General features: G+C 70.7%; 11 protein-coding genes. All 11 read right to left on the reverse strand.

The genetic code is table 11. The annotated features are described in order from the left end of the window. Nucleotides 1–683: UDP-N-acetylmuramate--L-alanine ligase (locus A8G18_RS21410; RefSeq protein ID WP_245207988.1), on the reverse strand; the 683-nt coding region annotated here is incomplete at its 3' end. Continuing rightward, a complete protein-coding gene (gene murG, locus A8G18_RS21415) occupies nt 680–1,834 on the reverse strand; it encodes an undecaprenyldiphospho-muramoylpentapeptide beta-N-acetylglucosaminyltransferase (protein WP_064065463.1) in 1,155 nt (384 codons plus the stop codon). The genes murG and A8G18_RS21410, both read right to left, overlap by 4 nt. After that, nucleotides 1,831–3,399, reverse strand: coding sequence for a putative lipid II flippase FtsW (gene ftsW / locus A8G18_RS21420; RefSeq protein ID WP_084422031.1), 1,569 nt, complete (start codon nt 3,397–3,399; stop codon nt 1,831–1,833). The genes murG and ftsW overlap by 4 nt, the downstream gene beginning before the upstream one ends. After that, nucleotides 3,396–4,886 (reverse strand): UDP-N-acetylmuramoyl-L-alanine--D-glutamate ligase, encoded by a 1,491-nt coding sequence (murD, locus tag A8G18_RS21425; protein ID WP_064065465.1) that lies wholly within the window; start codon nt 4,884–4,886, stop codon nt 3,396–3,398. The genes ftsW and murD overlap by 4 nt, the downstream gene beginning before the upstream one ends. Nucleotide 4,887: 1 nt before the next feature. Then, nucleotides 4,888–5,967: a phospho-N-acetylmuramoyl-pentapeptide-transferase gene (mraY, locus tag A8G18_RS21430; RefSeq protein ID WP_016933866.1), complete on the reverse strand. Its 1,080-nt coding sequence runs from the start codon at nt 5,965–5,967 to the stop codon at nt 4,888–4,890. Beyond that, nucleotides 5,964–7,508 carry a UDP-N-acetylmuramoyl-tripeptide--D-alanyl-D-alanine ligase gene (locus tag A8G18_RS21435; RefSeq protein ID WP_064065466.1) on the reverse strand — a complete coding sequence of 515 codons (1,545 nt, stop codon included), beginning with the start codon at nt 7,506–7,508 and terminating at the stop codon, nt 5,964–5,966. Before A8G18_RS21435 ends, mraY begins: the two co-directional genes overlap by 4 nt. After that, on the reverse strand, nt 7,505–9,124 hold the full coding sequence (locus A8G18_RS21440; RefSeq protein WP_064065467.1) for a UDP-N-acetylmuramoyl-L-alanyl-D-glutamate--2,6-diaminopimelate ligase: 1,620 nt from the start codon (nt 9,122–9,124) through the stop codon (nt 7,505–7,507). Before A8G18_RS21440 ends, A8G18_RS21435 begins: the two co-directional genes overlap by 4 nt. A 208-nt stretch (nt 9,125–9,332) precedes the next feature. Next, a complete protein-coding gene (locus A8G18_RS21445; protein ID WP_064065468.1) occupies nt 9,333–11,165 on the reverse strand; it encodes a peptidoglycan D,D-transpeptidase FtsI family protein in 1,833 nt (610 codons plus the stop codon). Between the two features lie 71 nt (nt 11,166–11,236). Beyond that, nucleotides 11,237–12,073 (reverse strand): cell division protein FtsL, encoded by an 837-nt coding sequence (gene ftsL, locus A8G18_RS21450; protein WP_064065469.1) that lies wholly within the window; start codon nt 12,071–12,073, stop codon nt 11,237–11,239. Nucleotides 12,074–12,076: 3 nt separating this feature from the next. Then, nucleotides 12,077–13,117: a 16S rRNA (cytosine(1402)-N(4))-methyltransferase RsmH gene (gene rsmH, locus A8G18_RS21455; protein WP_064065470.1), complete on the reverse strand. Its 1,041-nt coding sequence runs from the start codon at nt 13,115–13,117 to the stop codon at nt 12,077–12,079. 292 nt (nt 13,118–13,409) lie between these two features. Beyond that, a complete protein-coding gene (gene mraZ, locus A8G18_RS21460; protein WP_064065471.1) occupies nt 13,410–13,841 on the reverse strand; it encodes a division/cell wall cluster transcriptional repressor MraZ in 432 nt (143 codons plus the stop codon). Nucleotides 13,842–14,157: the final 316 nt, after the last annotated feature.

The following is a 14,157-nucleotide window of genomic DNA, read 5'->3' on the forward strand; positions in this document are numbered from 1 at the left end:
GGGTCGTCGAGGCACACGACCAGCAGACCACCGGGCGCGATGCGGGAGACGAACTCGTCGAAGACCGCCGTGTACGCCTCCGGCGTCCCGAAATAGTCGAGGTGATCCGCCTCGATGTTCGTGACGATGACGGTGTTCGGGTCGTACTGCAGCAGCGAACCGTCGCTCTCGTCGGCTTCGGCGACGAAGACGTCCCCGCTGCCGTGGTGCGCGTTGGTCCCGGACTCGTTGAGTTCACCGCCCACCGCGAAAGACGGATCGAAGCCGCAGTGCTGCAGCGCGACGACGAGCATCGACGTCGTCGAGGTCTTGCCGTGTGTGCCCGAGACCAGGAAGGTACGGTGTCCGCGCATCAGGGAAGCGAGGACCGTGGGGCGCAACAGGATCGGGATCCCCCGCTCGCGGGCGGCAACGAGTTCGGGATTGTCCTGCGGGATCGCGGCGAACGTCGTGACCAGGGCCGTGGGACCGCCGTCGAGCAGGTCGAGAGCTTCGGCGGCGTGCCCGATGCGGACCTGCGCGCCCCGCGCCCGCAGGGCGAGCACACCGCGGCTCTCCTTCGCGTCGGAACCCGACACCTGTCCCCCGCGCGCGAGCAGGATCCGGGCGATGCCCGACATCCCGGCGCCACCGATACCGACCATGTGCACCCGCTCGAGTTCGGCGGGCAACTGCGCGCTCATCGTTCACTCCTGTTCGGTTCCGCTCCGGCAACCTCGAGCACTATGCGCGCCAACTCGTCCGCGGCACTGCGATGACCGGCGGCCGCGGCGCTGCGCCCCATCTCCACGAGTCTGCGCTCGTCGCCGAGCAACGACACCACGTCCGTCGCGACATAATCGGAATTCAGGTCGCCGTCCGCGACGATCGTTCCGCCGCCCGCCGCGACGACCGGACGGGCGTTGAGTTCCTGTTCGCCGTTCCCGTGCGGGAGCGGCACGTACACCGCGGGCAGACCCACCGCGGACACCTCCGCGACCGTCATGGCCCCGGATCGGCACACCACCGCGTCGGCCGCCGAGTACGCGAGGTCCATCCGTTCGAGATAGGGCACGGCGACGTACGGCGCCCGGACGTGGCCGGGATGGGCGGGGATGTCGACGGTGTTCTTCGGTCCGTGCGCGTGCAGTACGGCGATGCCGGCCTCCGCGAGCGCGGCGGACGCTCCGGACACGGCCTCGTTCAGTGACCGCGCCCCCTGCGAGCCACCGAACACGAGCAGGACGGGCACATCGTCGGGCAGACCGAAGTGCCGCCGTGCCTCCCCGCGCAGACCGGCGCGGTCGAGACCGGTGATGGACGAGCGGACCGGGATCCCCACGATCTGCGCGTCACCGCGCCGGACGATTCCCGAGTTCGGGACGGCGGCGAGCACGCGTTCCGCCCTCAGGGCTCCGATCCTGTTGGCGATACCCGCGCTCGCATTGGCCTCGTGGACGATCACGGGGATGCGACGGCGTCGACGCAGCGGACCGGCCTCCGCCGCGAGGTAGGCGGGCAACGCCACATATCCACCGAAACCGACGACGACATCCGCGTCGACCTCGTCGAGGATCTGCCGGGTGCGGCGCACCGACGCGACGACCCGGGCCGGCAGCTTCAGCAGGTCCACCGTCGGCTTGCGGGGCAGCGGCACGGGCGGGACGAGTTCGAGTGGGTAGCCGCGTCGCGGCACCAGGGTCGTCTCGAGTCCGCGCTCGGTGCCGAGCGCCGTGATCCGCGCATCGGGCACGAGTGCGCGGACGGCATCGGCCACCGCGAGCGCCGGTTCGATATGCCCGGCCGTACCACCTCCGGCCACCACCACCGACAGTGCCGGCCTCTCCCCACTCACCTACGGTTCCCTCGCTCTCCGCTTCGTCCGTTCGATCCGCGTGTCGTGCGGTTCGTCTGCTGCCGGCCGCGGGCCGGTTCCCGCGCGGGTTGCGCGCGCCGGGCCCGGCCGGTTCCGTCCGTCGGTTGCGCGCGACCCGCGGACGCCCGACGGTCCTGCGCCGCTCCACGTTGCCGTTCGTTCGGCGCCTGAGGCTGCCGCGTGCGCGACCCTCTACCACCCGACGCTGCGGGAGCGGCCCGCTCGGGCACCGCGACCCGCGCTCGCGGCTGCCGCGCTGCGGCCGTACGCGCCGGTCTGCGACCGGGCCGGTACGCCTCCGGCTTGCGCAGGCGCAGCAATCGCGCGAACCGGCCGTCCTGCCCCGCATGCAGCGCGGCGATCGCCTCGGGTTCGTGTCTGGCCGCGTTCGCGATCAGCCCGAACATCAGCAGGGTAGTGGCCGTCGACGTGCCACCGGCCGACACGAGCGGCAACTGCAGACCGGTCACGGGCAGAAGCCCCACGACGTAACCGATGTTGATGAACGCCTGACCGATGATCCACGTCGTCGCCGTCGCGGTGAACAGACGCAGGAAGGGATCGGCCGAGCGCATCGCGATGCGCAGTCCGACATAGGCGAACAGTCCGAACAGGCCGATGACGGCCACCCCGCCGAGGAAGCCGAGTTCCTCGCCGATGATCGCGAAGATGAAGTCGTTGTGGGCGTTGGGAAGATAGCTCCACTTCGCGCGGCTCTGGCCGAGCCCGCGACCCCACAGGCCGCCGTCCGCGAGGGAGAACTTCGCCTGTCGCGCCTGGTAACCGGCGCCCTGGGGGTCGTCGCCGGGATTGAAGAAGGCCCGCACGCGCTGCGAGCGGTAACCGGCCGTCAGGGCCAGGATCACCGCGAGCGTGCCGGCGGTGCCGACGATGCCGAGGAACACCTTGAGGGGCAGGCCCGCGAACCACAGCAGGGCCAGCACGATGATCACGATCGAGACGGTGGTGCCGAGGTCGGGCTGCAGCACGATCAGGCCGGTCACGAGCAGGGCCGCCGGGACGAGCGGGACGAGCATCTCGCGGAGGGTGGAGTTCTCGCCGCGGCGCGAGGCCAGCAGGTGCGCGCCCCACACCGCGAGGGTGATCTTGGCGATCTCGGCCGGCTGCAGCGAGATGCCGGCGATGACGAACCAGCCCCGGGTGCCCTGGGAGAGGGTGCCGATGCCGGGGATGAGCACGAGCACCAGCAGCACGACCGAGAACGCGAACGCGGGGAAGGCGAACCGTCTCATCAGACGCACCGGGATCTGCAGCGCGATGTAGAAGATCACCATGCCGAGGGCGGCGAAGATCAACTGCGAGGTGAACAACCCGTAGGCCGACCCCGCCGCGGCCACCGCACCCACGCTCGACGACGACAGGACCATGACGAGTCCGAGCACGGTGAGCAACACGGCGATCGTCACCACGAGGTGGAAGGACGCGAGCGGCCGCGCCAACCAGGCTCCGAACCGGCCGCGGGCTCCCACCACCGGATCGTCGGAGCTCGCCCCCGACCGAGTCGCGCCTGCCCGAGAGGTCACCTGTGCGTCCCGCCCCCGCGGAGTTCCTCGACTGCGGACGCGAAGCTCCGGCCGCGTTCCGCGTAATCGGCGAACATGTCGAGCGACGCCGCAGCCGGCGCGAGCAGCACCGTCTCTCCCGCCGAGGCGAGAGCGGCCGCTTCCCGGACCGCCACGCGCATCGCGGTGGGTCCGTCGGCGCCCGGCGCCACGATCCTCGTCACCGGAGGCGTGTCGGTCTCGCTCGTCGCATCGGTCATCGCTTCATCGTCGCTCGTGTCCACCACGACGACCGGGACCTGCGGGGCGTGTCGCGTCAGCGCCTCGGCGATGTCGCCGGCATCGCGGCCGAGCAGCACGGCTCCGGACAGCCGCGGCGCCACCTCGGCGACCAGGTCGTCCACGCGGGCACCCTTGAGCAGACCACCGGCGATCCACACCACGCGGTCGCGCGCGAGGAGCGAACTGCGGGCCGCATGCGGGTTGGTCGCCTTCGAATCGTCGATGTAGTCGACACCGTCGACCTGCCCGACCGGCGCGGCGCGGTGCGGCCCCACGCGGTGCCGTCGCAGACCGTCGTGTACCGCCGACTCGGGCACGTCGATCGCCCGTGCGAGGGCGGCGGCCGCGAGGGCATCGGACAGTCCGGCAGGGCCGGGGGGCGTCACGTCGTCGACTCGGGCCAGCACGGCGGAATCCGCGAACGCCCGGTCGACCAGCAGTTCTCCGCTGATGCCGAGTTCGCCCTCCTGGGGGTACCCCAGCGTGAAACCCACGGTGACCACAGCCCGGGAACGATCCAGGAGACCACCGGCGATCGGATCGTCGAGGCCGAGGACCCCGACGGCACCGGTGAGAGCCCCGAGTTTGGCCTCGATGTAGTTCTCGATCCCGCCGTGCCAGTCGAGATGGTCCTCGGCGATGTTGAGCACGACACCGGCGTCGGGTCGCACCGATGGCGCCCAGTGCAGCTGGAAGGACGACAACTCCACGGCGAGGACGTCGGCGCGCGGGTCGTCGCGGCGCAGGGCGTCGAGCACGGGGAGACCGATGTTGCCGCACGCGACACTGCTGCGACCTGCGGCCTCGAGAATCGCGTGCACCATCGTGGTGGTGGTGGTCTTGCCGTTCGTCCCGGTGACCACCAGCCACCGCCGGGCCGGTCCGTAGATCTCGGCGCGGTCGATGCGCCAGGACAGTTCGATGTCGCCCCAGATGGGCACCGCGGCCCCGGCCGCCCGCGACAGCAACGGCGCGTCGGGCGGAAATCCGGGACTCGTGACGACCAGGGCGAATTCGCGCAGCGCAGCGGAGTCGTCGACGAGCGTGTCGAGGTCGACCGTCCGCGCGCCGAGGGCCGCGCACTCGGCCAGTGCCCGCTCGTCGCGGTCGGTGACGGTGACGTGGGCACCGAGGTCGGTGAGCGGTTCGATCGTCGCGCGGCCGGACACTCCTGCTCCGGCGACGAGCACCGACCGCCCTCTGAGCCGTTCGAGTTCGTCGGTCATGTCAGTCCCCGATCGCCGCGAGGTACTCGCTGTAGAACAGTGCGAGGCCGATGGCCGAGGCGATGGCGGCGAGCAGCCAGAACCGGATGATCACCGTCGTCTCGGCCCATCCGCCGAGTTCGAAGTGGTGGTGGAAGGGCGCCATCCTGAACACCCGCCTGCGGCTGGATCGGAACACCGCGACCTGGATGACCACCGACGCGGCCTCCGTGACGAAGAGCGCTCCGATGACCACCATGAGCAACTCGGTGCGGGTGGTGATGGACAGGCCGGCGAGCATGCCGCCGAGGGCGAGCGAGCCGGTGTCGCCCATGAAGATCTTGGCGGGCGCGGCGTTCCACCACAGGAAGCCGATGCAGGCAGCGGCACCGGCGGCGCACAGCAACGCGAGGTCGAGCGGGTCGCGGACGTCGTAGCAGCCGGCGGTCGGCTCCACTGCGCACGCGTTGCGGTACTGCCAGAAGGTGATGATGACGTAGGCGCCGAGCACCAGCGCCATGGAACCGGCGGCGAGGCCGTCGAGGCCGTCGGTGAGGTTCACGGCGTTCGACCACGCGCTGACCAGCAGGTACACGAACAGGATGAAGACGATCGAACCCATCGAGACCGTGGCGATGTCGCGCACATAGGACAGATCGGTGCTGGCCGGGGTGAGGCCGTCCGCATTGCGGAACTGCAGGGCGAGGATGCCGAAGGCCACCGCGACGACGAGCTGGCCCACCAACTTGGCGGTCTTGTTCAGGCCCAGGTTGCGCTGCTTGCGGATCTTGATGAAGTCGTCGAGGAATCCGACGCCGCCGAGCGCCGTGGTCAGGCCGAGCACGAGCAGACCCGAGGCGGTAGGACCTTCGGCGTCGTATCCCATCCCGATGAGATGCGATCCCCAGTAGCCGGCCCACAGGCCGGCGAGGATGGCGACGCCGCCCATGGTCGGGGTGCCGCGCTTGGACTGATGGCTCTGCGGGCCCTCGACCCGGATCTCCTGCCCGAAGCCCTGCCGGGAGAACATCTTGATCAGGACGGGGGTGAGCAGGATCGAGACTGCGAGCGCGATGCCCGCCGCGAACAGGATCTGTCTCACCGGGCGTCCTCCGTCCCCACAGCAGCGTCGTCGTTTCCGGTACCGGCCGGATCGTCCGCGAGGACGGCCTCGGCGACGGTCCACAGCCCCACGGACTGCGATGCCTTCACCAGCACGATGTCGCCCGGCTGCAGTTCGTCGCGCAGCAACGCGATCGCGGCGTCGGCATCGGGTACGTGGCTCGCTTCCTCACCCCACGATCCTTCCATCACTGCCCCCTGGAACAGACCCCGGACCGGTCGCGTGGCCCCGACGGCGACGATTCGGGTGACGTCGAGGCGGACCGCGAGCCGTCCGATGGCGTCGTGGGCGACGACGGCGTCCTCACCGAGTTCGGCCATCTCCCCCAGCACCGCGAAGGTGCGTCGGCGATCGGGGCCCGACCGCGCCATCGTGACCAGGGCCTTCACCGCCGCTCGCATCGAGTCGGGGTTGGCGTTGTAGGCATCGTCGATGACGGTCACCCCGTCGGATCGGGTCTGCACGGCCATGCGGTGGGCCGAGACGGGACCCGCCGTGGCGAGCGCCTCGGCGGCCTGCCGGACCGTCGCACCGCATTCCACGGCGACGGCGATCGCCGACAGGGCGTTGCCGATCTGATGTTCGCCGTGGACGGCCAAGCGCACGGGCACGCGCTGTTCCTGCCCGTCGACGCCGGGAACGACGGCGGTGAACGAGGCGCGCGCCTGATCGTCGAGGTGGATGTCCTCGGCGCGGTAGGCAGCGCCGGAACCGGTTCCGACGGTCACGACGCGACCGGTGGTGCGGGTCGCCATCTTCGACACGAGGGTGTCGTCGGCGTTGAGGATCGCGACTCCCCCGTCGGCGGCGCTGGGCAGGGCCTCGACGAGTTCGCCCTTGGTCTCGGCGATGACCTCCTGGGAGCCGAACTCACCGAGGTGGGCGGTGCCGACGTTGAGCACGACACCGATCCGCGGCGGGGCGATGCGGGCCAGGGCCGCGATGTGCCCGGGGCCGCGTGCCGACTTCTCGAGGACGAGGAAGCGAGTGGATGCGGTGGCGCGCAGGGCGGTCCACGGGTGGCCGAGTTCGTTGTTGAACGATCCGGGCGGGGCGACGACCTCACCGAGCGGTGCGAGCACGGCGGCGATCATGTCCTTCGTGGACGTCTTGCCCGCCGAACCGGTGACACCGACGACGGTGAGGCCGGCGTCCGTGAGCGTATCCACCACGGTGCGGGCGAGCTTCGCGAGGCCGGCGAGCACGGCCGCGCCGGATCCGTCGCTGTCGTGTTCGAGCGCGAGGGCGTTGGTCTCGGTCGGCGGAATCGGCGGCACGACGATCGCGGGCACACCCACCGGCCGTGCGGCCAGGACCGCCACCGCACCGGCGGCGACGGCGGCCGCGGCGTGATCGTGGCCGTCCGAGCGCGCACCGGGCAACGCCAGGAACAGGCCGCCGGGACCGATCCGTCGCGAGTCGAACTCGACGGAACCGGTCACCTCGGCGGACGGATCGTCGACGTCGTGCAGGGTGCCCCCGACGACCTCCGCGATCCGAGCCAGTGTCATCGGGATCATGCCTTGCCTCCGTGATGCGAACCGCCCGCAGCCGGCGGATGGTGACCGTCGGGTCCTGCGGTCCGGTACTTGTCGAGAGCTGCGCCGAGGACCTCGCGGTCGTCGAAGGGATGCTTCACTCCCTCGATCTCCTGCCCCGTCTCGTGGCCCTTGCCGGCGACGAGGACGACGTCGCCCGGACGGGCCCACGCGACCGCGGCGTCGATCGCCGCGGCGCGGTCGCCGATCTCGAGGATCTCGCCGCGTTCGGCGGCCGGCACGGAGTGCGCACCGTCGAGGACGGCAGCGCGGATGGCAGCGGGGTTCTCGGTTCGTGGGTTGTCGTCGGTCACGACCACCAGATCGGCGGCCCGCGCCGCAACCTCGCCCATGATCGGCCGCTTCGTCCGGTCGCGGTCGCCGCCCGCACCGACGACGACGGCGATGCGTCCCTCGGTCGCGGCGCGCAGGGTGCCGATGACCGCGTCGAGGGCGGCGGGCTTGTGGGCGTAGTCGACGACGGCGAGGAAGTCCTGTCCGCGTTCGACCCGTTCGACCCGGCCGGGCACCGCGACGTCGGCGATACCGCGGATCGCGGCGTCGATGTCGGCACCCACCTCGGCGCAGAGCGCTACGGCGAGGGCGGCGTTGGTGACGTTGTAGCGGCCCGGCAGGCCGACGGTGGCGCGGCGGGCGATCCCGTCCGGACCGGTCAGGGTGAACTGCTGCACACCCGTCTCGTCGGGGACCTCGTCGGTGACGGTCCAGTCGGCAGCGGCGGTACCGGCAGCACCCTCACCACCGACGGTGCGGACCGCGGTCGCGTCGTCGCGCCCGGCGCGCGCGACCTCGGCCATACGGCGTCCCCACACGTCGTCGGTGCACACCACCGCGCGGCGGGCCCGGACCGGCGAGTCCTCGGCGAACAGCCGGGCCTTGGCGCCGAAGTAGTCGTCGAGGTCCTTGTGGAAGTCGAGATGGTCCTGGGACAGGTTGGTGAACCCACCGACGGCGAACTCGGTGGCATCGACGCGACCGAGTGCGAGGGCGTGGCTGGAGACTTCCATCACCACCGTGTCGACACCGCGTTCGCGCATGACGGCGAACAGGGCGTGCAGCTGCGGCGCCTCGGGGGTCGTGAGGGTGCTCGGCACGCGGATCCCCTCGATCCGGGTCTCCACGGTGCCGACGAGACCTACGACGCGTCCGGCCGCGACCAGGCCGGCCTCGACGAGATAGGACGTCGTGGTCTTACCGGACGTGCCCGTGATGCCGATGACCTGCATGCTCCGGGAGGGGTGGCCGTAGACGGTGGCCGACGCCGCCCCGAGGGCGGCACGCGGCTCGGGATGGACGAGGACCGCGACCGGATCCGAGGTGGCCTCGGCGACGAGATCGCGGCCGGCCTCGTCGGTCAGCACGGCGACGGCTCCGCGTTCGAGTGCGGTGCCGGCGAAGGAGGCACCGTGGGTCTTCGCGCCGGGCAGCGCCGCGAAGACGTCGCCCGGGCGGATGCCCTGGGCACGGAGGTCGATGCCGGTGACCGCGACCCTGCCGGCCGTGTCCTCTCCGGCCCCGGGGTTCACGATTTCCACGCGCGCCCCGATGGCGTCGGCGAGGACCGAGATCTGCGTCATCGGTGGGTGCTCGGGTCTCCGTCCCTCCTCCGGAGGAGACGGATCCGGACTCGATGGCACAGGCACCAGTTTCCTCTCGCTTCGCTGCAGCTCGTCTGCAGGCATTCCGACGGATGTTCCCGGGTTCGTTCCCGTTCTGCGGTCTCGGCGACGACCGTCGTGTCACGTTACCGACGTGTCAGCGTACCGAGGCCGCGTGGTCGCGTGATCAGTCGACCTGAAGGATCAGCTTGCTCTCCGGTTCGGCCGACAACGGCACACCGTCGCGCTGCAACAACCACGACGCGATGGTGCGGAACAGCGGCGCGGCCGACTGGCCGCCACTACCGTCGGAACTGCGGGTCGGGGCGTCGAGCATGATGCCGACGACGTAGCGTGGGTCGTCGGACGGCGCGATACCGGCGAAGGTGATCCAGTAGTCGGAGTTCGAGTAGCACTTGCAGTTCTGGTCGATCTGCTGGGCGGTGCCGGTCTTGCCGGAGATGCGGTAGCCCTCGATCGCGGCGCCCGTGCCGGTGCCCTGCTGGTTGCCGGTATCGGCCTGGACGACGGAGCGGAACATGTCGCGCACGGTCGCGGCGGTCTGCGGGCTCACCACGCGCACCGGATCCGGGCGGGGCGTCTCGGTGCGGCTGCCGTCGGGCGCGATCGTCGCGCGCACGACCCGCGGCGGGACACGCTCGCCGTCGTTCGCGATGGTCTGGTAGATCGCGCTCATCTGCAGCAGGGTCATCGACAGGCCCTGGCCGATGGGCAGATTCGCGAAGGTGCCACCCGACCACTGTTCGCGGCTGGGCAGCAGCCCGGACGATTCGCCGGGCAGGCCGACATCGGTGCGCTGCCCGAGTCCGAACAGTCGCAACATCTCGGCGAAGCGGTCCTCGCCGATCCGCTCGGCGAGCATGAGCGTCCCGACGTTCGACGACTTCCCGAACACACCGGTGGTGGTGTACGGCACGACCCCGTGATCCCAGGCGTCCTTGACGGTCGCGCCGGCCATCGTGATCGTTCCGGGGACCTGCAGGACCTCGTCGGGCCGCGTGAGCCCGTCCTCGATCGCCGCTGCGGCAGTGATGATCTTGTTCACGGATCCGGGTTCGAACGGCGAACTGACCGCGAGATTGCCCTGTTCCGCATCGGGCGGGTTGTTCGCGACACCGATCGACGGGTCGAAGGTGCCGTCGTTGGACATGGCGAGCACTTCGCCGGTGTGCGCGTCGAGCACCACGGCGGAGGCGTTCTTCGCGCCGGACAGATCCTTCGCGCGTTGTACCTCCTGCTGCACGTGGTACTGCAGGTCGTTGTCGATCGTGAGCTCGACGGACGAACCGTCGACCGCCGGCTGCCGGTCGCGCCAGCTGCCGGGGATCACGGCACCGTCGGAACCGCGGTCGTAGGTCGACGAACCGTCGGTGCCCGCCAGCACGGCGTCCATCGATGCTTCGAGCCCGATCAGGCCGTGTCCGTCCCAGCCGGTAGCCCCGACGAGGTTGGCGGCGAGGGAACCACCCGGGTACAGGCGGATGTCCTGACGTTCGGTTCCGACCTTGCCGTACTCGTCGACGATCGCCGCCGCGACCCCCGGATCGACGCCTCGGGCGAGGTAGACGAAGGTCTCGTCACTCTCGAGCATCTCGAGCACATCCTTCTCGGGCGCCGCGGCGCCGAGCGCGTCGTGAACGGCCGAGGCCACACCCTCGAGATAGTCCGAGACCTCCGGCCGGGTCGGATCCTTCGCGCGTTCCTCCTCGAGTTCCTTGCGGACCCGCACGGGCTGGAAGGTCAGCGCCTTCGCCTCCATGGTGTAGGCGAGCGGTTCGCCGTTGCGGTCGGCGATGGTGCCGCGGGTCGCGGGTTCGACGAGCCGGGTGGTGCGCTGGCTCGCCGCTTCGGCGGACAACGTGGGAGCCTGGACGAGCTGCACGGACAGCAGCTGCGCGATCGCTACGCCCAGCGCCCCGAACAGGCCGATCCGGCCCCACTTGTTGCGGAAGGTGAAGCTCGTCCTGTCACGTTGCGTGCGGTCGCGCGGCGCGGACATCCGAGCGCGTCCGCCGCGCGTCGCCGGGGTGGAACGTCGTTGCGGTGCACGCCGGGGGGTGGAGCGGTTGTTCACCGAGGCCCGCCCTCGGGTTCCGCCGGCACGGCCTGGACGGGCGCTTCGGGCGACGCGGCGCGGGGCGCCTCGGCTTGTGGCAGTTCGGTCACGGGTACCGGTCGTCCCGCCGCGGGCGGCACAGGTGCGGCACCGTCGGCGTCCGGTACGGCGCCCACGGGAGCCTGCGGTGCGGGGGCGGGTGCCGGCTCCTCGCCGACCGGCCGGCCGTCGGCGGACGGCGCGGCCCGCCGGGTGTCGTCGGTTTCGGTGCGCGGCCGGGGCTCCTCGCTCACGTCACCGAGCGGCCGCGGGGTCTCCGCTCCGGCACTGCCGGCCAGCGGGGTCTGGACGCGGGCGTCCTCCCGGACCGGCGGACGGAGCGGAGCCGGCGGCGCACCCTGGGCCGGGACCGGATCGCCCACCACCTGCACCGAACCGTCCGGCGCGACCACGATCCGCGCGACCTGCCCGGTGGGGATCATGCCCAGCTCCGCCGCGGCGACCGCGAGGGCGGGAGCCGACTCGGCCATCGCCACGTCGCGCTGCAGCACCGCCCGCTTCTGCGCGAGCTCCTCGTTGAGGGAACGCGCCGCGCTCAGCTCGTAGGAGTCCTCGGTCGCGCGGGTGGTGAGCAACAACGTCACGGCCATACCCACGCCGAGAAGGGCGATGATGGTGGCGACGAACGGGATCCGGGTGCGGACACGCCCGGCACCCGTCGTCCGGCCGCGGGTCTCGACCGTTTCGACACCGAGCTGCGCGGCGCGCTGAGACCGTCTCTGATAGGCACGCTGCGCTGCCGTCGATCGCCCCGAGTGCCGGCGCTGCGAGGGTGCCACCTGTACGGTCATCGGTTACCTCCTGGCGATTCGTTCTGCAGCACGCAGGCGGACGGGCGCCGAACGTGGATTGGCCTCGATCTCGTCCTCGGTCGCCCGCTCGGCGCCGCGGGTCAGGATGCGCAGTTCCGGCCCCATGCCCGGCAGTTCGACCGGAAGCCCTTCGGGACTGCGGGACTTCGAACGCGGCGTCAGCTCCTGCTTGACGACCTTGTCCTCGAGCGACTGGTACGACATGAAGACGATCCGGCCGCCGACGGCGAGGGCGTCGAGAGCGTCGGGGATCGCATCGCGCAGCGAGTCGAGCTCGGCGTTGACCTCGACACGCAGCGCCTGGAAGGTGCGCTTGGCCGGATGACCACCGGTGCGACGGGTCGCGGCCGGGATCGTGCGGTAGAGCAGTTCGACGAGTTCGCCGCTGGTCCGGAACGGCGTCCTGGCCCGGGTCCGCACGATCTCGGAGGCGATCTTGCCGGCGAACCGTTCTTCGCCGTAGGTGCTCAGGATGCGGGCGAGATCGCCGTGACCGTAGGTGTTGAGGACATCCGCGGCGGTGATGCCGGTGGTGGGATCCATCCGCATGTCGAGCGGAGCGTCCTTCGAGTACGCGAAGCCGCGCTCCGCTTCGTCGAGCTGCATCGAGGACACACCGAGATCGAACAGAGCAGCGTGGACCGAACCGTACCGGTCGAGGCCGACGCTCTCGAGCGCATCGGCGATCCCGTCGTAGCGGGTATGGACGAAGTCGGTGCGGTCGGAGAACCGCGCGAGCCGCTCGCGCGCGATCGCCAGTGCGTCGGGGTCGCGGTCGAGACCCACGAGCCGCAGACCGGGATAGATCGTCAGGAAGTGTTCGGAGTGCCCGCCGAGACCGAGTGTCGCGTCGACGAAGACAGCGCCCTCGCCGTCCGGTCCGGCACTCTCGATCGCCGGACCGAGGATCTCGACAGCTCGATCGAGCATGACCGGGACGTGGCCGAACTCCGCAGGGGACGTCACATCGGCACCGGTGGCCTCATCCGCACCATCGACGGAGTCGTGCTCGCCGTCCACCATGTGTCCTCCGGAAATCCTGCTCGGGCCGCTTACGGTCTGTGGGGTACTCGTCGGGTGGACGGTGGTGTGCCTCGTGCCTGCCTGTCGCTCGTATCGATGCCCTGCTCGTCGCCACGGGGTTGATACGGAAGACGGCGAATGCCTCGAGGTCTCTGTCCGAGTCCGAAGAGACCTGACGCCGGGGAAGTGCGTCAGGGCCCTCCGGTCCGTACCTGGCGCTGGGGAAGTGCGTCAGGGCCGGCACATCGGGCAGAGGCCTCGCGGCACTCGCCGCGCAACCCGAGCCGTGGTGTTACAAGATGTCGCGTAGTGCTTCGTCTCTCGCTTCCGAGAAGTCTTCTTCGTGTTCGGCAAGGTAGGTCTCCCATGCCGTCGCGTCCCAGATCTCGAGGTACCTGACCGAGCCGATCACGACGCAGTCCTTGGCGAGACCGGCATACCTGCGGTGCGCGGCCGACAGCGTGATCCGGCCTTGCGAGTCGGGTCGCTGCTCGTCCGTTCCCGAAGCGAGGCTGCGCAGGAACGCACGTGCCTGGGGGTTGCTCCGTGAGGCGCTCGCAGCGCGTTCCGCCAAGGCGGCGAACTCGTCGCGAGGGAACACGGTGAGGCTGTGATCCTGCCCCTTCGTGATCATCAACCCTCCCGCCAGCTCGTCTCGGTACTTCGCCGGCAGCGTGAGCCGGCCCTTGTCGTCCAACTTGGGGGTGTAGGTACCGAGGAACACTCGGCGCCTCCCCGCTGCCGGACGGATGCTTCGCGCGGCAGGACACCTCGTCCCGCCGTGCCCCACATTACCCCACTTTGCCCCACCGGAAACGGATTACCGCCGCCCGGTCACGCGTGTTGCCGTCACATCCCCAGCTCAGAGCAGGTGGCGGAAAATGGGGACACGCCCCGGGGAGGTGGCGCAGCATCGGCCGACGCCTTCGCGTCGACGACCGTCCCCACCCGGGAAACGAGGACGGCGCGCAAGACGACCAGGGAAAACGGGGCGGGTGGGACGAGGCGGGGGGAGGGGAAGGAGGCGAGGGGGGGGGCGG

It is taken from the genome of Rhodococcus gordoniae, assembly GCF_001646655.1.
Classification (GTDB): Bacteria; Actinomycetota; Actinomycetes; order Mycobacteriales; family Mycobacteriaceae; genus Rhodococcus; species Rhodococcus gordoniae.